A 23,673-nucleotide genomic window follows, 5' to 3' on the forward strand; every position below is an offset into this window, starting at 1 on the left:
TTATAGTATAATAGCAAAAAAGTTCTAAAGGAAAAATATGCTTTTAGGTGTAAATATCGATCATATTGCAGTGTTAAGACAAGCTAGAATGGTAAATGATCCTGATCTTTTAGAAGCTGCTTTTATAGTAGCTAGACACGGAGATCAAATCACTTTGCATGTAAGAGAAGATCGCCGTCATGCTCAGGATTTTGACTTGGAAAATATTATAAAATTTTGCAAAAGTCCTGTCAATTTAGAATGTGCTTTAAATGATGAAATTTTAAATTTAGCTCTTAAACTCAAACCCCACCGCGTTACTTTAGTGCCTGAAAAAAGAGAAGAGCTTACTACAGAAGGGGGGCTTTGTTTAAATCATGCTAAATTAAAACAAAGCATAGAAAAACTTCAAAATGCAAACATTGAAGTTTCACTTTTTATTAATCCTAGTTTAGAAGATATAGAAAAATCAAAAATTTTAAAAGCCCAATTCATAGAGCTTCATACAGGACATTATGCGAATTTGCACAACGCACTTTTTAGTAATATCTCTCATACTGCTTTTGCCTTAAAAGAACTCAATCAAGATAAAAAAACCTTGCAAGCTCAATTTGAAAAAGAATTACAAAATTTAAAACTCTGTGCCAAAAAAGGCCTAGAACTTGGCTTAAAAGTAGCCGCGGGACATGGTTTAAATTACAAAAATGTAAAACCCGTAGTAAAAATTAAAGAAATTTGCGAGCTAAATATAGGACAAAGCATTGTAGCAAGATCTGTATTTACAGGACTTCAAAACGCTATTTTGGAAATGAAAGAACTTATTAAAAGATGAAAAAACTAGCCATTAGTATAGGCGATATAAACGGCATAGGACTTGAAATTTTAGTGCGTTCTCATGAAGAACTAAGCAAAATCTGCACACCTTTTTATTTTATCCACGAAAGCTTGCTTGATAAAGCTTCAAAACTTTTAAATTTAAAACTTTTTAATGCAAAAATCGTATCTTTCAAAGATGGAAAAGACTATGAGTTTAATTTTATAAAAAAAGAAAATTCTCTTGAAATTTATTCTTTTTGCCTTCCTTTAGGCTTTAAAGTGGATGAAAATTTTGAAATCAAAGCCGGAGAAATAAATGCAAAAAGTGGACTTTATAGTTTTTTAAGTTTTAAGGCGGCAAGTTATTTTGTCTACGAAAAACACGCCCATGCTTTGCTTACTCTACCTATACACAAAAAAGCTTGGGAAGATGCAGGACTTAAATACAAAGGACATACCGATGCTTTAAGGGATTTTTTTAAAAAAAATGCCATTATGATGTTAGGTTGTAAAGAACTTTTTGTAGGACTTTTTAGCGAACATATACCTTTAGCTAAGGTGAGTAAAAAAATCACTTTTAAAAATTTAAGCATCTTTTTAAAAGATTTTTACAAAGAAACGCATTTTAAAAAAATAGGACTTTTAGGTTTTAATCCTCACGCTGGAGATTATGGAGTTATAGGTGGAGAAGAAGAAAAAATCATGGAAAAAGCTATAGCCTTTGTTAATGCCTTTTTACACTCTAAAAAAGATGAAAAATTTTTCAAAAAAGCCTTAAAAGATGAAAATTTACAAAAAGAATTGCTTTTAAATTTTAAAGGCAATGGCGTTTATCTACCCTATCCTTTAGTAGCTGATACAGCTTTTACTAAGGCTGGTTTAAAAAACTGCAATCGTTTAGTGGCTATGTATCACGATCTTGCCCTTGCTCCTTTAAAGGCCTTGTATTTTGATAAAAGCATCAATGTAAGTTTAAATTTACCTATCATACGCGTTAGCGTTGATCATGGCACGGCCTTTGATAAGGCCTATAAAAATGCTAAAATCAACACTAAAAGTTATTTTGAAGCGGCTAAATTTGCAATCAATTTAAATTCTAAAGCTTAAATTTAGCCCTAGAATCAATCAAATCTTCTTTAGCTAAGCTGTCTATCAAATCTTGCAAATCTTTATTGGTATTTAAACTTTGAGTGAGTAAATTTTCATATTTGTCAACTTTATTTTTAAAAATTTGCTCTAAAACTTCTTTAGTCTTTGTATCTTTTTTTGCTCTTTGCATAAGTTCTAATAAAGCCTTAATATAAGCTTCTTGCATGCAATCACTTGCATTGAGTAAAGATAAAATAGGATTTTCCCCTGCTTTTGTATTTTGCATATTTTTTATACAAATTTTTCTTTCTTTAAGCATCTTTTTTGAAATGGCTTTAAAATCTTTTTTCATCTTTTTATCTGCTTTTTTTGAAATATTTTGATATAAACTACTATAGATGTTATCTACTAAAGCAAGTTTTTTATTTTCAAATTCATTACGCACACCAATTTTATTGCATATCATAAGCTCATCATCACTTTTGCCATCATATTTGATTTTAGAGCAATCAAAACTAGGTTTTACTTCATCTTTATAAATAAGCTCATCAAAACTCAAAGCCCCTAAACTCGCCAAACTTAAACCAAGCAATAAAATAATTTTTTTCATTATTTACCTTTAAAATTTTTATTTTATTTTAACAAAAATATTTTGAATTTTTTAAGGAAATTAAGCCTTTATTTTATTATAATGCATTTTTATTTTTTATAAGGAACTTAAAATGCAAAATTACAAAAAAGCTCTTTTTGCACTAGCTCTTAGTGCTTTTTGTATGGGCGTAACTGAATTTGTTATGGCAGGAGTTTTGGTTGATGTTGAAGCGTATTTTAGCGTAGATGCAAAAACCGCGGGCTATCTTACAACCTTATATGCTATAGGTGTTGTTATAGGTGCTCCTCTTATCACCATACCTTTAAGTCGTTTTCATAGACATACACAACTTTTAATCAATCTTGGAATTTTTGCTTTAGCAAATTTCATCATCTTTTTTAGCCAAAATTTCTATCTTACTGCCTTTGCACGCTTTATAGCAGGAACACAACATGGGGTATTTTTTGTCATTGCCACCTTAGCTGTAAGTGCTATAGTACCTAATGATAAAAAATCAAGTGCTCTAGCTATAATGGTCACAGGGCTTACTGTAGCCTTAGTTACTGGAGTGCCGCTTGGAACTTTTATAGGGCATTATTTTGGCTTTAAATTTATCTTTTTACTTATTTTTATCATTACAAGCCTAGCATTTTTTGGAGTATGGCATATGATGCCCAAAAATTTACATCCTAGCCCAACCAGTCTTAAAAATCTAATCCCTGCTTTTTCTCATCAAAATTTGTTAAAAACTTATACTATAACCATTTGTAGTTGTGGGGCTCAATTTGTTCTTTATACTTATTTGCAAAAAATACTTGTAGAAATAAGCGGTTTTAAAGTCCAAGATACAGCTTATATCTTGCTTTTATATGGAATTTGTGCAATTTGTGGGAATTTATGGGGCGGAAAAATAGTAGATAAAAAAGGTGCTATTTTTTCTTTGCGTCTTATTTTAAGCATACAAGTTCTAGTATTTTTAAGTGTATTTCTCACCATGCATTCTAAAATTTTAATCATTTTTAGCGTAGCTTTGATAGGATTTTTTGCCTTTTCAACCATACCTGCACTAAAAATGCTTAGCATTACTAAAGCTAAACGCCATACTTATAAAGTCATAGACAGTACAGTAAGTGTGAATGAAGCAGCTTTTAATGTAGGCATAGCTTTAGCAAGTTTTTTAGGTGGGATTGTTTTAGCAGGATTGGGTATAGAATTTAATGCTTTATTTTCAGCACTTTTTGTAAGCCCTGCTTTGATTTTTGCCTTGCTTTTTGCCAAAGATAAATTAAATTATAAAAAATTTCAAAGAAAAAGTTTTACAAAGGTATAAATTGGAATAGAAATTGCTTGCTTATTTAATGTAAAGTTAAATAAAGGAGGAGAAAATGGTAGTAGATAATACTCAAAAAACATCAAATGCTATCTTTAGCACCACAACTAAAGTTAAAGAAAAAAATACTTCGGCAGATGAATTTCAAGCCACATTAAATGAAGTAAAAAACAAAGAAGAAAAGGAAGAGAAAAAAACAAACTCAAGCAAATTTACTAACGAAGATATTGATCTTGGTGCTGTTAGAGAAGATTTTAGATCTTATGCTTGGCAAAAAATGAGAGAAGATCAATACAAAAAAAATGAGGAGACTTTGCTAAATAAGCTTTTTGCTACAATTGACGCAGGAAATGCCACAAACAATACAAAGGCTTAATATACAAATCAATCAAAACTCAAACTACATAAACGAGAATTCCAATAATTCTCGTAAAATTTCTAATAACTCTGGATAAAATGAAAAAATTTATTATTTCCTCTATATGAAGAAAATATAGAAAAATTGACCAATTTAATTTATCAAATTCTGTTATAATTTTGCTAAAAACAAAGGAAAATAATGATTTTTATTGATGCTTGCTTTAAAAAACCTACACCCTACACCCCTATTTGGATGATGCGTCAAGCAGGAAGATATTTGCCAGAATATATGGAAATAAGAAAACAAGCGGGTGATTTTCTCTCTTTGTGCAAAGACTATAAAAAAGCTTCTGAAGTTTCTTTACAGCCTATTGATATTTTAGATGTAGATGCAGCAATCATTTTTTCAGATATCTTAGTTGTTCCTCTTGAAATGGGTATGAATTTACGCTTTGAAAAAGGAGAAGGGCCTATTTTTGATAATCCTATTTCAACCCTAGAAGACTTAAAAAAACTTGACGATCAAAATGCGCATAAAAAATTAAATTATGTCTATGATGCCTTAAAGCTTACAAGAGAAAAATTATCTCAAAACAAGGCTTTAATAGGATTTTGCGGAAGCCCTTGGACTATAGCTACCTATATGATAGAAGGAAGTGGAAGTAAAAATTATGCAAAGTGTAAAAAAATGCTCTATCAAAACCCAGAACTTTTACATAAAATTCTAAACAAACTAACTCAAGTTTTAAAACTTTATTTAGAAGAGCAAATTAAAGCAGGTGCTAATGCTATACAAATTTTTGATAGCTGGGCAAGTGCTTTAGAATACGATAAGTTTTTTGAATTCTCTTTTAATTATATGCTTGAAATTTCAAATTTTATTAAAGGCAAATACTCAAATATACCTGTAATTTTATTCCCTAAAGGCATTAGCGGTTATTTAGATAGAATCGATGGTAGTTTTGATGTTTTTGGGGTTGATTGGAGCACTCCGCTTGATTTAGCACGTGATAAACTATCGCACAAATACACTCTTCAAGGCAACATGGAGCCTTGCAGACTTTATGATAAAAATGCCATCAAAGAAGGAGTGGAAAAAATACTAAAAACCATGCAAAATAAAGCTCATATTTTCAACTTAGGACATGGAATCTTGCCTGATATTCCTGTTGAAAATGCAAAATATTTTATCAAGCTTGTACAAGAAAGCTCAGCTAAATGAAAATACTCTTTGGTCCTGTTAGCTCAAGGCGTTTTGGAAGATCTTTGGGTATAGATTTAAGCCCTAGTAAAAAACAATGCAATTTTGATTGTGTTTATTGCGAGCTTGATCCAAAAAAAGCCCAAGAAAAACAAGATGAAATTATCAGCATAGATAAAATTATCTCCGAAATTAAAGCTATGCTTGAAAAAAATGTTGAATTTGATTTTCTTACCCTTACTGCCAACGGAGAGCCTAGTCTTTATCCTTATTTAAATGAGCTTATTTTATCTTTACGCAGCATTGCTAAAGATAAAAAATTGCTTATTTTAAGCAATGGTACAGCTGTATTAGATGAAGACAAATTTAATGCTTTGCTAAAACTAGATGTGGTCAAATTTAGCCTAGATAGTGCAGTTGCTAAAACTTTTTATCGTATTGATAGAGCTTTAAAAAACATTGATTTAGAAAAAATGATAGAAAAAATGGCAGATTTTAGGGCTAGGTTTAATGGAGATTTGATTATGGAAATTCTAGTTGTTAAAGATCTTAACGATAACGAAGAAGAATTTAAAGCGCTCAATCAAGCTTTAAAAAAAATTGCACCTTTAAGAGTTGATTTAAGCACTATAGATAGACCTCCAGCTTATGCTGTTAAAAAAGTAAGCGAAGAAAAACTTTTAGAACTTTCTAAACTTATAGATTCTACTCCCGTACTCTTAGCCAAAAGGCATTATGAAGGTGAAAAACTAAGCTTCAATGAAGAAGAATTATTAAAAATGCTTCATTTACGCTCACAAAGCGAAATAGACATTGAAGTGAAATTTGATGAACAATCCAAAACTCTCTTAAATCAACTTATCAAAGAAAAAAAGGTAAAAATTCTCGATTTAGCTGGAGTTAAATTTTATAAAGTTTAAGCCTTTGGCAAATACTTTCTAAGTAAAGTTATAAGATCATTTCTACTTACATCACTTAAAACTTCACTCACACAATCAAAATCCCTAACTTTTTCCTTTGAAAAAAAGATGATATGGCTTTGCGGATGCTGTTTTTTATAAGCACTTAGCAAATTTCTCATTTGCTCAAGATCAAATTTAATTAATTCATAATCAAGTAAAATCAAACGATAAGTCTCCTTGCTTAATTCTTGTTTTAATTGACTAAAAGAATTTATACATATATTTTTATCACATTGTTTTTCTATTATATTAAAAAACAAGGTTGCATCAAAATCATTTTGTTTAAAAAGCAATACATTATTTTGATAAGGAGTTTTAAATTTTAAAGCGCAAACCTTATCAAGCTTGTTTTGTAAAATATTTTCAAGATCTTTTTTTTCAAAAGGTAAAGTTAAAAAATACTCATAATGTGTATTTTTATGCCGACCCATCACTATAAAATCATAGTTTTTCTTTACATTTTCATTGAAAATTTTATCCTTGATAAAAATCAAATGAAAGTCATTAACATCAAAACTTAAATTTTTAAAACAAGTGCTTTCTATGCCAAAATACGAAAGTAAATTTGCAAGTAAAAAATTCTCAAGCTCATCATTATTAACTATGGCCACACTTGCTTCAAATTGTAAAACCTTTCCATGAGATGTTCCTATAATGCTCTTATGATGCTCTAAAGCCTCATTTAATTCTAATCTAATTTGATCTTTTTGAGAATTTAAGGCATTTAAAATTAAAGAATTAATTTCTTTATTATACCCTTCATTTAAGCAACGCATTGCATTAGATATATTTACAAGCTGATATAAATTTTCTTCCAATAAATGCAAATATCTATCTTTTTCATGGGATATTTTAGTTAAATTTTGGCTCGTAGTTTCAAATTTTTCCTTTAACAAATCAAGTGCACTATCAACATCAATCTTTTTTTGAAAATTTAAAAAATCATTTTGCATGCAAAAAATTTTTTGATATATTTTGTTTATATTTCTATTTTGCCTAAAAGCAAAAATAAAAAGTGTTAAAGATAAAACAAAAATGCTAGAAAACATACCTATTTTCAGTTGTTCAGTAACACTATCAAGCTTTGAGATATCAACACTTAAATACGCTAAAATTAGATTAAAAATAAAAATTATCCCTGCTAATATCAAATCAATTTTCCTTTATCTTTTGCGCCGCTTTCCTGCCTACAAGCATTGTAAGATCTTTAAAATCAGCCTTATATATAGATTCAAAATTTCCATAATACGCTAAAAGTTTTTGTATAACCCCTGAACTAAGTCCTAAATTTGCAAGCTTAGAACTTTTCAAGTCCTGTTTTTTCTTAGTATTTTGATGAAAACTGATAGCAAAACGGTGTGCTTCATCTCTTAATTTCTGTAAGAATTGTAGTTTTTTATCGTTAATACTTAGACTAAATTCTCCTTTTAAGGAATGAATTTTATCCTTAGCACCCCCTTTAGCTCTATGTGCTTTTGCATCGATTTTTTCTTTTGAAATAGCTAAAATATCGACATTTGCCCCACTACTTACAATGATTTCTTTAGCCAAATCAAGCAAAGCCTTTCCCCCATCTATAAGCCATAAATCAGGAGGAGGTATTTTATCAAAGTCCAAAGCCCTACGCGTTAAAACTTCACGCATTTGATCATAGTCATTTTTATGTTTTAAATGAAATTTTCTATATTTTGACTTATCCCAAGAATTTATTCTATAAGTTACCATAGCTCCAACATTTGCCACGCCTTGCAAATGAGAATTGTCAAAAATTTCTATATCATTTGGTAAATTTTCAAGCTCAAAATAAAACTTTAATTCTTTTTGTATAGTAAAATCATGATTTTTTTGCTCTTTTTCTATATTTAAAAGGGCATTTTGAAAAGCCAAATCACAAATTCTTCTTTTTTCTCCTATTTTAGGGATTTTAATACTGATTTTTTTATCAAACCTTTGGCTTAAAATTTCTTCTAAAAGCACTCTATCTTCAAATTCTTCATAAACATAAATAACATTTGCAAGCAAAGGAATATCCATGCTAAAATTTTCTAAAATCAGTTGCTTATAAATTTCATTTTTATCCCATTGTATATCATTTTTTATAGGAGTAATCTTAGAATTTGCACTGATAATTTTTCCATTTTGCACCACAAAACGCAAGGTTGAAAGCATAGAATTTTCAAAAGCTAAAGCAAACACTTCAAAATCTTCTAATTTTGCAATATCTATTTCAACTCTAACTTCCAAATCTTTAATCGTTGCAATCTGATCTCTTACTTTAGCTGCTTCTTCGTAATTTTCATTCTGTGCTAAAACAAGCATTTGTTTTTCTAAGTTTTTAAGCAAAACGCTAGGATTTAAAAGTGCGTGCATAGCCTCATCTAAAATTTCAAGGTATTTTTCTTTGCTGATGCGTTTATCACAAGGTGCAAGACAACGAGAAATTTGATAAAAAATACAAGGGGATTTACAACTTACTTTTTGCTTTAAAGGATAGTATAAATAAAGTGCATCTAAAAGCTCTCTAGCACCTTTAAAAAAAGGACCAAAATATTTAATTTTACTTTTTTTTACCAATTTTCTAGTGATCTCAAAGCGTGGAAATTCTTCTTCAAAATCCACATAAATATAAGGATAAGTTTTATCATCTCTTAGTAAAATATTATATTTTGGATGCAGTTGTTTGATAAAAGAATTTTCCAAAATCAAAGCATCGGCTTCTGAATTAGTAGTGATAAATTCCAAATGCACTGTTTCTTCAATCATTTTTTGAATTCTTAAAGAATTTCTTGGATTTGCATGTAAATTTGGAGTAAAGGCAAAATAAGATTTGACACGATTTTTAAGATTTTTAGCCTTGCCTACATATAAAAGCTTTCCTTCTTGATTGAAGTATTGATAAACGCCAGTACTATTGGGAAGAGTTTTTAACTCATTTTCTAAATTCTCTTTAGTCAAGATTAGAACCTTTTTTTATAAGCTCTCTTAAATCTTCAAATTTTTTAAATAATTTTTTATCTTTAAAGCAATTTTTAAATTCACCCTTAGAAAGCTCCAAATAAGAATTTTTAGAGAGTTTTTCATCATTTTTGTTTTTATTTGCCGCATAAGTGTATTTTTGAGAAAAGATTTTTATATCTTTTATATCAACAAATCCACTTAAAGGATATTTCTGTCCATATGCTTTTATGAGAAATTTAATATAAATTTTGCTATCATCATGATTTAATTCTTGATAAGCTGCTGGATGTAAGGTTATTATATTTAAAATATGATTTTTTACATAAATTTTAGCAATCAAACGTTGCTTAGCAAGCGGAAAAGAACTTAAAAAATCTTTGCAAAAAAATAAGGTTTTTAAAGGCTTATAATGAGGTTTATCCATCAATTCATTAATAACAGCACTAGCATTTTTAGTCATCTTAATATTATTTCTTTTTCCCATAAGATGATTTTAGCATTTCTTTTCTTAATTTTCTTCTGTGCTTGCGGATATAAAGGCAACCCTCAATACACAAGCTATGAACAAAATGGTTCAGTAAAAACCATTAAAAAATACGAACAATTACATAGGTGGTAAATAATGAAAAAAGCAGATATTTTAGTTTTAGACTTTGGCTCTCAATACACTCAGCTTATAGCAAGACGCTTAAGGGAACAAGGAGTTTATGCAGAAATTTTACCTTTTAATGTAAGCTTAGCTGATATTAAGGCGAAAGAACCAAAAGGTATTATTTTAAGTGGAGGTCCAGCAAGTGTATATGCAACTGATGCGTATTTTTGCGATAAAGGTATATTTGACTTAAATCTACCTGTTCTTGGAATTTGTTATGGTATGCAACTTATGGCACATCATTACAAAGCTACAGTAGCACCTGCAGGACATAAAGAATACGGCAAAGCAAACATAGAAATTAAAAAAGATAACGCTTTGTTTAAAAATCTTCCAAAAAAACAAACCGTTTGGATGAGTCATTCTGATAAAGTAGAAAATTTACCTCAAGGTTTTGAAGTTTTAGCCACAAGTGAAAATAGCCCTTTTTGTGTTTTTGGAAACGAAGATAAGAAATTCTTTGCTCTACAATTTCACCCAGAAGTACAACACAGCGAATTTGGCAAAAATATCTTAAAAAATTTTGCTAAATATGCTTGCAATTGTGAAAGTGTTTGGAATATGGGTTCTTTTGCAAAAACTCAAGCAGAAAAAATCCGCGAAGAAGTAGGCAATGATAAAGTGCTTTGTGCTGTAAGTGGCGGAGTAGATAGTAGCGTAGTTGCTGCACTTTTAGCTAGTGCTATAAAAGAGCAAGTTATAGTAGTTTTTGTAGATAATGGACTTTTAAGAAGTGGAGAAAAAGAACAAGTTGAATTTATGTTTAAAAACACTTTAGGCATCGATCTCATCAGCATTGATGCAAGTGAAATTTTCTTAAGTCGCTTAGCTAATGTCACAGATCCTGAGCAAAAAAGAAAAATCATAGGAAATACCTTTATAGAAGTTTTTGAAGAAGAAGCAAAAAAACATAAAGATGTAAAATATCTTGCTCAAGGCACACTTTATACTGATATCATAGAAAGTTCTGTTGTAGGTGCAAGCAAAACCATTAAAAGCCATCATAATGTAGGGGGCTTACCTGAAAAAATGAATCTTAAACTCATAGAGCCTTTAAAAGAAATTTTTAAAGATGAAGTGCGTGCCTTAGGACTTGAGCTTGGACTTAGCAAAGAAGTAGTTTATCGTCATCCTTTCCCTGGGCCAGGTCTTGCTATACGCATTATGGGAGAAGTAAATCGCGCTAGCTTAGAACTATTACGCAAGGCTGATGTAATTTTACTTGAGGAACTTAAAAGTACAGGTTGGTATGATAAAACTTGGCAAGCATTTTGCGTACTTTTAAATGTTAAAAGCGTTGGAGTTATGGGGGATAACCGCACTTATGATAATGCAGTTTGTATACGCGTTGTAGATGCAAGTGATGGTATGACAGCTACCTTCTCGCATTTACCTTACGAAATTTTAGAAAACATAAGTCGCCGTATCATCAATGAAGTAGAAGGTATAAATCGCGTTGTTTATGATATCTCAAGCAAACCACCTGCAACTATAGAATGGGAATAATCCATTTTTTTTAGCTCTTATTTTTAATATAAAATTTTTATAAAAATAAGGCTAGAATTTATTTAAGAAATTTCAAGGAAGAAATATGCATGGAAAAATAGCTATTTATATGGATTCTACAGGACGTGGAACCGTTACAAACTCAGCAAATACCTTTTTTGACTTTAATCGCCAAATTTGGAATGATAAAAAAAGTATGCCAAGTGTTGGTATGCTTGTGGAATTTAGAACTCTTTCTAGCGAAAAAAAAGCAGAAGACGGCAAACTCGTTCAAACAAGCAAAACCATAACAGGTATAAAACCTTCAAAATTTCAAGAATTCAAAGAAGGGGATTTTATCACTGAGCATGATTTTTGGAAAACTGATAATGATGATGAATTAGAAGACTTGCAAAACTCAAGAAGAAGTGCTTATATAACAGAACTCTATAGAACAACAGACTTTGACACTATAGAAAAAATTCCTCTTTCTTTTACTATACCTCAAGCTATACAAAAATATTTTGCCCATGAAATTTTATCCGTAGAAACGCTTCAAGCCAATCTACAAGATGAAAAGGAAATTCCTTGTATACTTGATTATCTTATACTTAAAAGATTTTTATTTAAAGCTTATGATACTTTAATTTTTATGGATAATAGCATAGACCAAACCCAATTTAGCACATTAAAAAGCATCATGATGCATTTAGAGAATTCGTATAAGCAAATGATAGCTGATCAAAAACCAAATATCACTAAAATTTTTAACGAAACTTTTTTATCTTTGCAGTGTCATTACCAAGCTTTAGTAGCCACCATAGATACAAGAAAAAATCGTCTAGCCTCACTTGAAGCACAAATGAAAACTTTACAATCTGAAATAAATCTTAAAAGCAATGCGACCAATGCAGACCCTGAAAAACTTAAAGCACAACAAGAAAGATTGGCTAAACTACAAAAAGAAGCAGAATACTACAGAACAACACTCAAAAGACTTGATGCTATAAGGGAAGATTTTTATAAGAAAAATTACAATATTTTCGAAAATGCTTTCAAGCTTTCCCGAGAAAAGCTCTTTAAAAAAATTATCACAGGTTTAAACCTATGCGCAACTATAATGGATGTTAAAATTTGGCACTTATCTTTAAAATCATCAGGAGTTAAAAATTCTTATTTTACCATGAGTAATATAGAAAATTCTTTCTGTTCTCTTTCTTTTGCAGAACATTACTTAAGTCGTTTAAATAAATCCGCTCTAAATCCTTTTGATCAAAAGCTTTTAGTGTATATTCAAAAAATCACAAAAGAACAAAGAAAAAAATTTTTAGTTGTCACATCGGATTTAGATTTATTATGCAAATTAAAGATTGAAAACTTTTCTCAAAATCCGTATTATTTAGTAAAATATGCACCTAAAAAAGTGAATTATCAATCTTTGATGCGTGATAATACCTTTGATATAGTTTATATCGATGAAAAACATGTTTGGGAAAATGTTGCCGATATTATTTTACAAGGAAAGCATTTTGACAAATCAGGAAAAACCAAATTTAAACTGATTTAAGACATAGAAATTTAAGCTAAATTAAGTTATAATTTCATGCCTAAACAGTTTGTGGTATTTAAAGTGATCCAACACATTTTTATTGACTGCGATTGTGTGATTTACCGTGTTCTGTGGCATCGTTTGAGCTTTGAAAAAAGCGAGAAGTTGCAGCCTTTAAAAATTACCTAGCGGTTTTCTTTGACTTTTTGGGGTCAATCTTTGTTAAACGGCTGTTTGGGTTTAAAAGGAGATATAAATGAAAATAATGATTTTGGGTAGTGGTGCAAGAGAATATTCTATTGCTTTAGCCTTAAAAAGAGTAGACGAAAATTTAGAGTTTTATTTTGCTCCTGGAAATGGCGCTACCGAAAGTCTTGGAACAAATTTAAACCTAAAAGATCCTGTAGTTTTAGCAACCTATGCAAAAGAAAAAGGTTTTGATCTTTGTATAGTAGGAAGTGAAAGTTTTTTAGCTGAAGGGGTTGTAGATATTTTTAAACAACAAGGACTTGCTATTTTTGGACCAAGTAAAGCTGCTGCAATGCTTGAAACCTCAAAATCTTTTATGAAAAGCTTTCTTAAAAAATACCGCATCAAAACAGCCAAATTTTTAAACACAAATGACATTGAAAAAGCAAAAAATTTTATATATAGTTTAACCCCTCCTATAGTAGTAAAAGCTGATGGACTTTGTGCCGGAAAAGGCGTTATTATAGCTAAAACTCATGAAGAAGCTATAGAAGAAACAGCTAAAATGCTAAGCGGAGAAAGCTTTGGAGATGCTGGAAAACTCGTTGTAATTGAAGAATTTTTAGACGGTTATGAATTAAGCATTTTTGCAGTATGCGATGGCAATGATTTTATTTTACTTCCTGTAGCACAAGATCATAAAAAATTACTCGATAACGATCAAGGGCCAAATACTGGCGGAATGGGTGCTTATGCTCCTAGTTCTTTGGCGAATGAAAGCTTGCTTAGAAAAGTTCAAAAAGATATTATTTTACCCACTTTAGCAGGTATGAAAAAAGAAGGAGCGGAATTTTGTGGTGTTTTATTTATAGGCGCTATGATCGTTGGAAATAAACCTTATGTATTAGAATTTAACGTTCGCTTTGGCGATCCTGAATGTGAGGTTTTAATGCCTTTAATCGAAGATCCTTTAGAGCTTATTTTAGCTGCTACTCAAAGACGCTTAAGACATGCAAAAATCAAAATCAAAAAAGAATTTGCAGTGGGGGTTGTGTGCGCAAGTGAAAACTATCCTTACAAAAGTTCACCAAGAAGTGAAATTACTGTAAATAACATTCCTGAAAACTCTCATATTTCTTATGCTGGAGTAAGCCTAGAAGATGGCAAATTAATGGCTGATGGTGGAAGAGTTTTAGTTTGCGTTGGCACAGGAAAAAGTATAGAAGAAGCGCAAAAAAATGCTTATAAACTTTGTGATAATGTAAATTTCAAAGGAAAACAATACAGAAAAGACATCGCTCATCAGGTTCTTAAATGAAAGAAAATTTACAAGACCGCTTAGAGCGTGAAAATCTAAAAATAGCAAGTTTTGGAAAAAGAGTTCTAGCTTTTTTAATCGATGATATGGTTATTTCTTTGATTGTGTTTATCATTTTTTATGATCGTCTAATCCAAGCAAAAGATTTATTTGAAACAACTCAAATTATAGGAAATTTTTACCTTGGCTTCATCTTGCTTCATTTTAGCTATCAAACAATTTTTACTTATCTTTATGGAGCAAGTTTAGGAAAAATATTGTGTAAGATTATCATCTTGGATGAAAATCTTCTTGATAAACCCAATCTCATTCAAAGCTGTATCAGATCTGCTATAAGACAAGTTAGTGCTATGGCTTTTATGCTCGGATTTGCTTGGGCTTTAAGCAATGATTTGCGCAAAACTTGGGAAGATTATTTAGCAAGGACAATAGTAGTTGATGTGGCGTAAATTTTCTCTATTATTAGGAACTAGCATAGCTTTAAATGCAGCACAAGTTGATATTTATGCTCTTGATGCAAAAAAAGAAGGTGATATTCTTACTGCGAACAATGATGTTATTATTTTTTCTGATTTTTATTTCATCACTGCCAATAAAGCAATTTACAATGAAAAAACTGGAGATGTTGAGCTTTTTGGCGATGTTAACATCCTAAGGGGACAAAACGAAAGATCGCATTCTGATTATGCTAAAATCAACCTAAATTCCAATCAAGCCGATTTTAGTAATTTTTTCTTTTCCAATAACAATCTTGAAGTATGGTTTCAAAGCAAAACAAGTCATTTAAACGACAAAGTCTTTGAAAGTAAAATTTCAGCAGTTTCAAGCTGCAATGTTGAAGATCCTGATTGGGAAATTCGTTTTTCAAAAGGCTGGCTTAACCGTGAAACCAACTTTGTTCATCTTTACAATGCAAGATTATATGTTAAAAATACCCCAGTTTTTTACCTACCTTATTTTGGGTTTAGCGCTGATACTCATAGACAAAGCGGGCTTTTAATCCCAAAAATCGTTTTAAAAAGCAGTGAGGGCTTATACTATGAACAACCTATTTATATAGCCACTCAAGAAAATTGGGATTTAGAACTTGATCCACAAATTCGAACAAACCGTGGTTTTGGACTTTATTCGACTTTAAGATTTGTCGATTCTCCAAATTCTATAGGAGAAATGAATTTTGGCGCCTTTCGAGAAAACTCTTCTTATTACCACGATGAAAATTTAAAAAATCAAACCCACTATGGGGTAGAACTAAAATACTCAAGAGATGATTTGATCAAATCTTTACTCAGTGATAATTTTCAAGAAGGTCTATGGATAGATGCAACCTATCTTAACGATGTGGATTATTTAAATTTAGGAAGTAGAGATTATCGAGATCTTAACTCGCTTGTAACCTCAAAAATCAATTATTTTTTAGCCGATGAAAACAATTTTTATGGAGCTTATGCAAGATATTATATCGATACATCTAAACTTAGCAACAATACAACCTTACAAGAATATCCAAGCTTTCAATATCATAGATTTTTAAATAACCTTTTTGATGAACGCCTGCGTTATTCATTTGATGCTTCATTTCATAATTTTTACCGACCTGCTGGTTCTTATGCAAATGAGCTAAATTTAGACTTGCCTATCTCGTATCACAATGCTTTTTTTGGAGACTTTTTACACTTTACTTTTACAGAAAGATTTTATGCTTCTTTTGTAAATTATAGCAACGATCCCGAAAGAAACCATGAGCATTATTTTAGAAACACTCATGATTTTAATCTCTACACCGATCTTTCAAAAGCTTATGAAAATTTCTTTCATACTTTAAATTTAGGGGTGAATTACATTTTGCCAGGAGCAAAATCAGGTAAAATCACGCAAGATTATCTTGAAGAATACGACAAAGAAAACGAACATATAAGTCTTTATGCTGTACAATATTTCTATAACAACGAAGGACAAAAAAAGCTCAAACACAGAATTTCACTTGATTATCTTAATAAACAAAACGAATTCTATGAACTTGAAAATCTTTTAACTTATTATTTTAATGAAAATATCAATCTTAACAGCGAAGTGCTTTACTCTTATGAGCAAAGTCGCTTTACTAATGTCATCAGTCAAATAGAAGTCAATACAAATTCAAAATTTAACTGGATGTTTTCTCATGCTTATCAAAATGATGAGTATGGAAAATACAGCTTTATTGGCACAAGAGCAAACTATATTGCCACACCTAATTACAATCTATTTGGTGGGATTTGGTTTGATACTCAAAGAGCTCATGCAAACATGTGGGAACTTGGCTATACTTACCAAAGAAAATGTTGGAATTATTCTTTAATGTATAGAGAAAGAATCGATCCACAACTTACAAGCGGTGGTATCACAGCCAAAAATCAAAGCGGAGTTTATTTTATTTTCAACTTCTATCCTTTAGGAGGAGTAAAATATGACTTCTCATTAGCAGAAAGTGAAAACAAAATTTAAAAAGGATGAAATTTGCTAAATATTTTTAAAAATTTTACAAATTTATTGTCTGGCAAAAAAGGAAAAATAATGCAATACAGCATAGAAATTAACAAAAATACAGAAATATTTGATATAGATAAAGTCGCCAAACAAGCTGCTGGTGCTGTTTTAATGAGACAAGGTAGAAGCGTTGTTTTAGCTACGGTTGCAAGAGAAGAAAAACAAGTTGAAGAAGATTTTTTACCTCTAACCGTTCAATACATCGAAAAAGCTTATGCCGCAGGAAAAATCCCTGGCGGTTATGTCAAAAGAGAAACCAAACCAAGCGATGCAGAAACCTTAACAGCACGCATTATTGATAGAAGCTTACGCCCTCTTTTTCCAAAAGGCTATGCTTATCCGACTCAAATCGTTGTGATGGTTCTCTCAGCTGATCCTAAAGTAGATTTACAAGTAATGAGCTTAAATGCCGCAAGCGTGGCACTTTATCTTAGTGATATACCTATGAAAGCTCCAGTATGTGGTGTGCGTATAGGAAAGATAGATGGAAATTTCATACTCAATCCGAACAATGAAGAGCTTCAAAATAGCACCCTAGATCTCTATGTAGCAGGTGTAAAAGATGAGCTTTTGATGATAGAAATGAGAGCCTTACCTGATCAAAAAGAAAATGAAATCTTTATCGAAGCTCCTTATGCTGATGTTTTAACTCAAACCACTTCACAAAATATGAATGAACTTAGCGAAGATGAAATTTTAGAAGCTCTAAATTTAGCTCAAAAAGCTATATTAAATGGTTCAAATGCTTATGAAGAAGCCTTTAGCAAACACAGAAAAAATTCTCAAATCGAACTAAAAAATGAGATTGAATATCCTGAAATTTTAGCTTTTATAGAAAATAATTTCCAAAAACAAATCAAAGAAGCCATCAACCAAATGGCAAAAAGTGAAAGAGCAAGCGAACTAAATAAAATCGCTAACGAAATTTCAAATCTTGAAATCGCTAAAGACTGGAGTGAAGAAAGTGTCTTAAATACCTTAGCTAAAGTCAAACGCAAACTTATTCGTGAGCAAATTTTAAATGAAGGCAAAAGAGCTGATGGTAGAAGTTTAAACGAAGTGCGTCCTATTAGTATAGAAACCAACATCTTACCAAACGCTCATGGTTCTTGTCTTTTCACTCGTGGACAAACTCAAGCCCTAGTGGTTGCAACCTTAGGCGGAGAAAACGATGCTCAAATGATAGACTTGCTTACAGAAAAAAATCCTATAAGCGAACGCTTTATGGTAAATTATAATTTTCCAGGTTTTTCAGTAGGCGAAGCAAGTCCTATCAAAGCTCCAGGAAGAAGAGAACTAGGACATGGAAATTTAGCCAAAAGAGCACTTTATCCAAGTGTGGATGAAAACTATCCTTATGTAATCCGCTTAGTCAGTGAAATTTTAGAAAGCAATGGCTCAAGTTCTATGGCAACGGTTTGTGGCGGATCTTTAGCCTTAAAAGCAGCAGGAGTGCCAAGCTTAAAACTTGTTGCAGGAGTAGCCATGGGGCTTATCTTTGAAGATAACAAGTATGCTGTTTTAACAGATATCATGGGACTTGAAGATCATGATGGGGATATGGACTTTAAAGTAGCAGGAAGCAAAGACGGCGTTACTGCTCTTCAAATGGATATAAAACTAGGTGGAATCGATCAAGAAACACTAAAACAAGCTTTATACCAAGCCAAAGAAGGAAGAATTCACATTCTAAATATCATGGAAGAAGCCGCCAAAGAAATCATAATCAATGAAGAAGTTTTACCTAAACTTGAGCTTTTTAGCGTTGATCCTTCAAAAATCGTTGATATTATAGGACAAGCCGGAAAAACCATCAAAGAAATCGTAGAAAAATTTGGCGTTTCTATAGACTTAGATCGCGAAAAAGGTGAAGTAAAAATAGCAGGTAGTCAAAACGAGCAAATCAAAGCCGCAAAAGACTACATCATAAACATCACAAGCTCTCAAAAAGGAACTAAAAAAGGCTCTAAAGACAAAGATATATCAGGCTTTGAACTTGGGCAAGAATTTCAAAGTATTGTTAAAAAAATCGCTCCTTTTGGAGCCTTTGTGGAACTTAAAAATGGTGTTGATGGTTTATTGCATAGTTCAAAAAGCAAGCATCTTAATTTAAGCGAAAACCAAAGCTTAAAAGTTAAAATCAGCGAAATTAAAAACGGAAAAATTTCTGTGGATTTGTGTGAGTGAGTGAATTTCTAACTCATCCTTTTGAACCTTTTTTTGACAAAGATTCTAAAATCTTAATTTTAGGATCTTTTCCTTCGGTAAAATCAAGACAAGATGGCTTTTATTATCAACACCCAAGAAATCGTTTTTGGCCTATACTAGAAACACTTTTTAATGTAAGATTAGAAAATATCACAGAACAACAAGCCTTTTTAAGAAAAAAACATATCGCTCTTTGGGATGTACTTCAAAGTTGCAAGATAAAAAATTCAGATGATAAAACTATAAGTTATGCAAAAGCCAATGATTTAAGCCCGATCCTTTCTCAAACCAAAATCCAAGCCATTTTTACTACTGGACAAAGTGCTTATAAATTTTTTATTAAATTCCACCCTCGCTTAGAAGCCATAGCCCTACCCTCAACTTCTCCTGCAAATTTAAATTTTTCTTTTGAACAGCTTTTACAAAACTATGAAATAATCAAAAAATTTACAAAATAACAAACTAAGCATTACCCCCCCCCCAAGTAAAACAAGAAAAAAGCTAGTTAATATCTAGCTTTTGTGTGTTATCCTTAAATTCAAATTCCACTCTCTTAGCTCCAAAACCTTTAGCAATAGCTTCTAAAGTATCCTTAGCACTTTTATGAATTTTGCTTTCTAAATTTTGGATAAGATTTAAAGACAAGTCTTTAACCTCATCTTTGGCTTCTTTTATGAGTTTGTTTTTATCACTTTCGCTAAAACTAATCCCCGTACTATTGATAGAATCAGGCAGTAAAAAAGGTAAAAATTTAGCATTTTTTTCATCATAAAATTTCATATCTATGATGCTGTGTTTGTATCTACACTCTGGCATGATGATCTTATAAGCATCGTCCCCTAAAGGCAAAATATCAAAGTTTTTATCCCTTAAATCATACAAGAAAGTGATCTCAAATTCAAAAATCAAAGCAATCTGTCTTTCACTCAAAGACCATCCTAAAAGATTTTTCCAAATTCCATTAAAAGCGCTATCTTTTTTAGTGACAATCTCTTTACTAAAAACTTGAAAAACACTTAATTCTCCTATGGATTTAAGCTGCATGATATCGCTAAAACTTTGCGTGCTTTTTTCTTCTATTTTAGGGCTTTTATACTGCCTAAAAAGCACTACAAACAAAAGTACAAGTAAAATCATCACTAAAACAAATAAAATCATTTCCATTTTAAACCTTTCTAATTTTATAAACCTTGATTTGAAAAGATATATTTTTTCTCAAACGCTAAGAAAATAAAAGCATTAATGATAAAAATCAAACACACAAAAGTAAAAACAAATTCCACACTAAAATGTGAAGCCATAAGCCCTCCGCCAAAAGCTCCACAAAAATTTCCCAAAAATTGACAAGTTTGATTAAAACCAAAAATCACACTTAAATTTTTAGCACTCACACTTTTTTTAAGCAAGGCATTCACACAAGGCAAAAGCCCTCCAAGTCCTACACCTATAAGTAAACGCACGAAAATAAGCGTATAAACATTACTTACTACAGCCTGCAAATAAAAGCAAATTCCACAAAATATCAAAGCTCCAAAAATAATCTTACTAGGCCCTATCTTATCGGCGATTTTTCCAAGTTTTGGTGCGAAAAAAAGATTGCTAATCCCACTTGCAGCCACTACTATACCCGCCCAAAGAGCCAAATTTCCACCTTGATGAATTTGCTCAACATAGATACTTAAAATCGGCATCACTCCAAAAGTACCAAATTGTATCACAAAAGTAGTGATAAAAAGAACGATGATAAGGGTTTTGTTTTCTTTCACTTTTTGAGTATTTTTCTTCGCCTCTTTTTGAATTTTTCTCTCATGGATGAAAAAATAAATCGTCACAAAAGAACAAGCAATCAAAAAAGCCACCATATCAAAAACCGCACTAATACTAAAAAATTCAGCCACAAAGCCACCAAACAAAGGCCCAAGCAAACTTCCACTTATAGAAGCCGTAGAAAGAGTTCCTAAAGCATAAGCGACTTTTTCTTTAGGTGCTATCACAGCGATAAACACAACAGCAGCAGAAGTAAAACCCGAAATTATCCCTGTTAAACCCCGCACAAAAACTACTTCTAAAGCACTATGAGCAAAGCTAAGCCATAAGGTTAAAACCGACATTCCAAAACTTGCACGAAGAAGCATATTTTTATAACCATACTTTGCACCCAAAAAAGCCCACAAAGGTGAAAAAACAGCCATAAAAAGTGGAGTGATCCCAAAAGCAAGCCCTGAGTAAAACGCTATTTCACTCGTATCAACATGTCCTAGTTCTTTGATATAAAAAGGCAAAATCGGAGCGATTTGACTAAGCCCCATACTTGTGGTAAAAACACCAAACCAACACACAAGCAAAGTTCTATTGAAATTTTCCATGGATTTATTGTATGATATTTTTTATAATTTTTAATTAAAACTCAAGGATAAAAATGAAAAAAATACTCTTTATATGCTTAGGCAATATATGCCGTTCGCCTATGGCAGAATTTATCATGAAAGATCTTGTCAAAAAAGCAAATTTAGAAAAAGAATTTTTTATAAGCAGTGCTGGAACTTCAGGAGAACACGATGGAGAAGGTATGCACTATGGCACCAAAAACAAACTTGCTCAACTTAACATAGAACACAAAAACTTCACAAGCAAAAAACTCACTCAAAAGCTTTGCGATGAAAGCGATTTTTTAATCACCATGGACAATTCTAACTTCAAAAATGTTTTAAAAAACTTCACCAACACCCAAAACAAAGTTTTAAAAATCACTGATTTTAGTCCTAGTCTAAACTACGATGAAGTCCCTGATCCTTGGTATAGTGGGAATTTTGATGAAACTTATAAAATTTTATCCCTAGCTTGTAAAAATTTACTTGTTTTTTTATCAAAATAATTTAAAACAACTATATATTACTTCTCGTTTACTTTTTAAGCTTATACTTCTAAACGAACCGAAAAACATTCATAAGAAAAACTCCTTAAAATTACACGCCTAGCTTAAATCCCTTTAGCTAGGCTTTTCTTTAGATGTTTTTATCCTTCGGATTTAAAATTTTTACTATTTTAAGTGCTTCTTAAGAAAAAACTCCAAATTTATGTGCTACAATTACAATGTTTTATTAATTTTTGACAAGGAGAATTCTCATGAAACTAGTTAAACTTAGTTTAGTTGCAGCTCTTGCTGCAGGTGCTTTTTCAGCAGCTAACGCTACTCCACTTGAAGAAGCGATCAAAGATGTTGATGTATCAGGTGTATTAAGATACAGATACGATACAGGTAATTTTGATAAAAATTTCGTTAACAACTCAAATTTAAACAACAACAAACAAGATCACAAATATAGAGCACAAGTTAACTTCAGTGCTGCTATAGCTGATAACTTCAAAGCTTTCATTCAGTTCGACTACAACGCTGTTGATGGTGGTACTGGTGTTGATAACAAAACAAATGCTGAAAAAGGGCTTTTTGTTCGTCAATTATATCTAACTTATACAAATGAAGATGTTGCTACAAGCGTAATCGCTGGTAAACAACAATTAAACTTTATCTGGACAGATAACGCTATTGATGGTTTAGTTGGAACAGGTGTTAAAGTAGTAAATAACAGCATCGATGGTTTAACTCTAGCTGCTTTTGCTGTAGATAGCTTCATGGCTGCAGAGCAAGGTGCAGAGTTATTAGGACGTAGTAATATTTCAACAACATCAAATCAAGCTCCTTTTAAAGTAGATTCAGTAGGAAATCTTTATGGTGCTGCTGCTGTAGGTTCTTATGATCTTGCTGGTGGACAATTCAACCCACAATTATGGTTAGCTTATTGGGATCAAGTAGCATTCTTCTATGCTGTAGATGCAGCTTATAGTACAACTATCTTTGATGGAATCAATTGGACAATTGAAGGTGCTTACTTAGGAAATAGTATTGACAGCGAACTTGATGATACCACACATACTAATGGTAATTTCTTTGCATTAAAAGGTGGTATTGAAGTAAATGGTTGGGATGCTAGCCTTGGTGGTTTATACTACGGTGATAAAGAAAAAGCTTCTACAGTTGTAATCGAAGATCAAGGTAATCTTGGCTCTTTACTTGCAGGTGAGGAAATTTTCTATACTACTGGTTCAAGACTAAATGGTGATACTGGTAGAAATATCTTCGGTTATGTGACTGGTGGATATACTTTCAACGAAACAGTTCGCGTTGGTGCTGATTTTGTATACGGTGGAACAAAAACAGAAGCTGCTAGTCATTTAGGTGGTGGTAAAAAACTTGAAGCTGTTGCAAGAGTAGATTACAAATACTCTCCAAAACTTAACTTCTCAGCATTCTATTCTTATGTGAACCTAGATCAAGGTGTAAACACTAATGAAAGTGCTGATCATAGCACTGTAAGACTTCAAGCTCTTTACAAATTCTAAGAAGCTTTCAGGTCTAACTTCAAGGCGGGGTTTTGCTCCGCCTTTTTTTATGTCT

The 23,673-nt window shown here is 31.5% G+C and carries 21 protein-coding genes; 15 read left to right on the forward strand and 6 right to left on the reverse strand.

Translation table 11 applies throughout. From position 1 onward, the window contains the following. Positions 1–37: 37 nt before the first annotated feature. Positions 38–811: a pyridoxine 5'-phosphate synthase gene (locus tag ELQ06_RS03545; protein WP_052797632.1), complete on the forward strand. Its 774-nt coding sequence runs from the start codon at positions 38–40 to the stop codon at positions 809–811. Then, positions 808–1,902 carry a 4-hydroxythreonine-4-phosphate dehydrogenase gene (gene pdxA / locus ELQ06_RS03550; protein ID WP_052797631.1) on the forward strand — a complete coding sequence of 365 codons (1,095 nt, stop codon included), beginning with the start codon at positions 808–810 and terminating at the stop codon, positions 1,900–1,902. The genes ELQ06_RS03545 and pdxA overlap by 4 nt, the downstream gene beginning before the upstream one ends. Here pdxA and ELQ06_RS03555 read toward each other — a convergent pair. Continuing rightward, positions 1,892–2,494, reverse strand: a complete 603-nt coding sequence (locus tag ELQ06_RS03555; protein ID WP_052794870.1) for a hypothetical protein — start codon at positions 2,492–2,494, stop codon at positions 1,892–1,894. The two genes, pdxA and ELQ06_RS03555, sit on opposite strands and share 11 nt — an antisense overlap. 112 nt (positions 2,495–2,606) lie before the next feature. Here ELQ06_RS03555 and ELQ06_RS03560 point away from each other — a divergent pair, with 112 nt between their 5' ends. The 4 genes from ELQ06_RS03560 to ELQ06_RS03575 all read left to right on the forward strand — a co-directional run bounded on the left by ELQ06_RS03560 (position 2,607) and on the right by ELQ06_RS03575 (position 6,287). Next, positions 2,607–3,806 (forward strand): MFS transporter, encoded by a 1,200-nt coding sequence (locus ELQ06_RS03560; protein ID WP_052797630.1) that lies wholly within the window; start codon positions 2,607–2,609, stop codon positions 3,804–3,806. 55 nt (positions 3,807–3,861) lie between these two features. Continuing rightward, positions 3,862–4,182 carry an invasion antigen CiaC gene (gene ciaC / locus ELQ06_RS03565; RefSeq protein ID WP_052797629.1) on the forward strand — a complete coding sequence of 107 codons (321 nt, stop codon included), beginning with the start codon at positions 3,862–3,864 and terminating at the stop codon, positions 4,180–4,182. A gap of 183 nt (positions 4,183–4,365) precedes the next feature. Then, a complete protein-coding gene (gene hemE, locus ELQ06_RS03570) occupies positions 4,366–5,388 on the forward strand; it encodes a uroporphyrinogen decarboxylase (protein ID WP_052797628.1) in 1,023 nt (340 codons plus the stop codon). Then, complete coding sequence (locus tag ELQ06_RS03575) at positions 5,385–6,287, forward strand: radical SAM protein (RefSeq protein WP_052797627.1); 903 nt, start codon at positions 5,385–5,387, stop codon at positions 6,285–6,287. Before hemE ends, ELQ06_RS03575 begins: the two co-directional genes overlap by 4 nt. Here ELQ06_RS03575 and ELQ06_RS03580 read toward each other — a convergent pair. Genes ELQ06_RS03580 through ELQ06_RS03590 form a run of 3 tightly spaced genes read right to left on the reverse strand, consistent with a single transcriptional unit; the run spans position 6,284 to position 9,771 of the window. Then, positions 6,284–7,480, reverse strand: a complete 1,197-nt coding sequence (locus ELQ06_RS03580) for a hypothetical protein (RefSeq protein WP_052797626.1) — start codon at positions 7,478–7,480, stop codon at positions 6,284–6,286. The genes ELQ06_RS03575 and ELQ06_RS03580 overlap by 4 nt on opposite strands. Position 7,481: 1 nt before the next feature. Continuing rightward, positions 7,482–9,284 (reverse strand): excinuclease ABC subunit UvrC, encoded by a 1,803-nt coding sequence (uvrC, locus tag ELQ06_RS03585; protein ID WP_052776017.1) that lies wholly within the window; start codon positions 9,282–9,284, stop codon positions 7,482–7,484. Next, entirely contained in the window at positions 9,277–9,771 is a 495-nt protein-coding gene (locus tag ELQ06_RS03590; RefSeq protein WP_002859309.1) for a hypothetical protein, read from the reverse strand. The genes uvrC and ELQ06_RS03590 overlap by 8 nt, the downstream gene beginning before the upstream one ends. 138 nt (positions 9,772–9,909) lie before the next feature. Here ELQ06_RS03590 and guaA point away from each other — a divergent pair, with 138 nt between their 5' ends. The 7 genes from guaA to ELQ06_RS03625 all read left to right on the forward strand — a co-directional run bounded on the left by guaA (position 9,910) and on the right by ELQ06_RS03625 (position 19,675). Next, on the forward strand, positions 9,910–11,445 hold the full coding sequence (gene guaA / locus ELQ06_RS03595) for a glutamine-hydrolyzing GMP synthase (RefSeq protein WP_002859310.1): 1,536 nt from the start codon (positions 9,910–9,912) through the stop codon (positions 11,443–11,445). A gap of 85 nt (positions 11,446–11,530) precedes the next feature. Beyond that, positions 11,531–12,991 (forward strand): hypothetical protein, encoded by a 1,461-nt coding sequence (locus ELQ06_RS03600; protein WP_052797625.1) that lies wholly within the window; start codon positions 11,531–11,533, stop codon positions 12,989–12,991. Positions 12,992–13,229: 238 nt separating this feature from the next. Further along, positions 13,230–14,480, forward strand: coding sequence for a phosphoribosylamine--glycine ligase (gene purD, locus ELQ06_RS03605; protein WP_052797624.1), 1,251 nt, complete (start codon positions 13,230–13,232; stop codon positions 14,478–14,480). Then, a complete protein-coding gene (locus ELQ06_RS03610) occupies positions 14,477–14,929 on the forward strand; it encodes an RDD family protein (protein ID WP_052781669.1) in 453 nt (150 codons plus the stop codon). Before purD ends, ELQ06_RS03610 begins: the two co-directional genes overlap by 4 nt. After that, a complete protein-coding gene (locus ELQ06_RS03615; protein ID WP_052797623.1) occupies positions 14,919–16,967 on the forward strand; it encodes an LPS-assembly protein LptD in 2,049 nt (682 codons plus the stop codon). The genes ELQ06_RS03610 and ELQ06_RS03615 overlap by 11 nt, the downstream gene beginning before the upstream one ends. Positions 16,968–17,036: 69 nt before the next feature. Then, complete coding sequence (locus ELQ06_RS03620) at positions 17,037–19,196, forward strand: polyribonucleotide nucleotidyltransferase (protein ID WP_052797748.1); 2,160 nt, start codon at positions 17,037–17,039, stop codon at positions 19,194–19,196. After that, positions 19,193–19,675: a DNA-deoxyinosine glycosylase gene (locus ELQ06_RS03625; RefSeq protein WP_052791638.1), complete on the forward strand. Its 483-nt coding sequence runs from the start codon at positions 19,193–19,195 to the stop codon at positions 19,673–19,675. Before ELQ06_RS03620 ends, ELQ06_RS03625 begins: the two co-directional genes overlap by 4 nt. A 43-nt stretch (positions 19,676–19,718) precedes the next feature. On the opposite strand, the gene ELQ06_RS03630 is transcribed toward ELQ06_RS03625, so the two are convergent. Together ELQ06_RS03630 and ELQ06_RS03635 are read right to left on the reverse strand one after the other, a co-directional pair. Beyond that, on the reverse strand, positions 19,719–20,381 hold the full coding sequence (locus ELQ06_RS03630) for a DUF4230 domain-containing protein (protein ID WP_002859315.1): 663 nt from the start codon (positions 20,379–20,381) through the stop codon (positions 19,719–19,721). A gap of 17 nt (positions 20,382–20,398) precedes the next feature. Further along, positions 20,399–21,583: an MFS transporter gene (locus ELQ06_RS03635; RefSeq protein WP_052782837.1), complete on the reverse strand. Its 1,185-nt coding sequence runs from the start codon at positions 21,581–21,583 to the stop codon at positions 20,399–20,401. A 53-nt stretch (positions 21,584–21,636) separates the two neighbouring features. Here ELQ06_RS03635 and ELQ06_RS03640 point away from each other — a divergent pair, with 53 nt between their 5' ends. Both ELQ06_RS03640 and ELQ06_RS03645 read left to right on the forward strand, forming a co-directional pair. Beyond that, positions 21,637–22,092, forward strand: coding sequence for a low molecular weight protein-tyrosine-phosphatase (locus ELQ06_RS03640; protein ID WP_002853170.1), 456 nt, complete (start codon positions 21,637–21,639; stop codon positions 22,090–22,092). 251 nt (positions 22,093–22,343) lie between these two features. Then, positions 22,344–23,618 (forward strand): major outer membrane protein, encoded by a 1,275-nt coding sequence (locus ELQ06_RS03645; protein WP_052797622.1) that lies wholly within the window; start codon positions 22,344–22,346, stop codon positions 23,616–23,618. The last annotated feature ends 55 nt before the right edge of the window (positions 23,619–23,673 follow it).

The organism is Campylobacter sp. CH246 (assembly GCF_004378835.1).
GTDB lineage: Bacteria > Campylobacterota > Campylobacteria > Campylobacterales > Campylobacteraceae > Campylobacter_D > Campylobacter_D jejuni.

What these genes read in the sequence shown, in the direction of transcription:
- ELQ06_RS03545 (WP_052797632.1), top strand. Translation starts at nt 38, where the DNA reads ATGCTTTTAGGTGTAAATATCGATCATATTGCAGTGTTAAGACAAGCT.
- pdxA (WP_052797631.1), top strand. Translation starts at nt 808, where the DNA reads ATGAAAAAACTAGCCATTAGTATAGGCGATATAAACGGCATAGGACTT.
- ELQ06_RS03555 (WP_052794870.1), bottom strand. Translation starts at nt 2,494, where the DNA reads ATGAAAAAAATTATTTTATTGCTTGGTTTAAGTTTGGCGAGTTTAGGG.
- ELQ06_RS03560 (WP_052797630.1), top strand. Translation starts at nt 2,607, where the DNA reads ATGCAAAATTACAAAAAAGCTCTTTTTGCACTAGCTCTTAGTGCTTTT.
- ciaC (WP_052797629.1), top strand. Translation starts at nt 3,862, where the DNA reads ATGGTAGTAGATAATACTCAAAAAACATCAAATGCTATCTTTAGCACC.
- hemE (WP_052797628.1), top strand. Translation starts at nt 4,366, where the DNA reads ATGATTTTTATTGATGCTTGCTTTAAAAAACCTACACCCTACACCCCT.
- ELQ06_RS03575 (WP_052797627.1), top strand. Translation starts at nt 5,385, where the DNA reads ATGAAAATACTCTTTGGTCCTGTTAGCTCAAGGCGTTTTGGAAGATCT.
- ELQ06_RS03590 (WP_002859309.1), bottom strand. Translation starts at nt 9,771, where the DNA reads ATGGGAAAAAGAAATAATATTAAGATGACTAAAAATGCTAGTGCTGTT.
- guaA (WP_002859310.1), top strand. Translation starts at nt 9,910, where the DNA reads ATGAAAAAAGCAGATATTTTAGTTTTAGACTTTGGCTCTCAATACACT.
- ELQ06_RS03600 (WP_052797625.1), top strand. Translation starts at nt 11,531, where the DNA reads ATGCATGGAAAAATAGCTATTTATATGGATTCTACAGGACGTGGAACC.
- purD (WP_052797624.1), top strand. Translation starts at nt 13,230, where the DNA reads ATGAAAATAATGATTTTGGGTAGTGGTGCAAGAGAATATTCTATTGCT.
- ELQ06_RS03610 (WP_052781669.1), top strand. Translation starts at nt 14,477, where the DNA reads ATGAAAGAAAATTTACAAGACCGCTTAGAGCGTGAAAATCTAAAAATA.
- ELQ06_RS03615 (WP_052797623.1), top strand. Translation starts at nt 14,919, where the DNA reads ATGTGGCGTAAATTTTCTCTATTATTAGGAACTAGCATAGCTTTAAAT.
- ELQ06_RS03620 (WP_052797748.1), top strand. Translation starts at nt 17,037, where the DNA reads ATGCAATACAGCATAGAAATTAACAAAAATACAGAAATATTTGATATA.
- ELQ06_RS03630 (WP_002859315.1), bottom strand. Translation starts at nt 20,381, where the DNA reads ATGGAAATGATTTTATTTGTTTTAGTGATGATTTTACTTGTACTTTTG.
- ELQ06_RS03635 (WP_052782837.1), bottom strand. Translation starts at nt 21,583, where the DNA reads ATGGAAAATTTCAATAGAACTTTGCTTGTGTGTTGGTTTGGTGTTTTT.
- ELQ06_RS03640 (WP_002853170.1), top strand. Translation starts at nt 21,637, where the DNA reads ATGAAAAAAATACTCTTTATATGCTTAGGCAATATATGCCGTTCGCCT.
- ELQ06_RS03645 (WP_052797622.1), top strand. Translation starts at nt 22,344, where the DNA reads ATGAAACTAGTTAAACTTAGTTTAGTTGCAGCTCTTGCTGCAGGTGCT.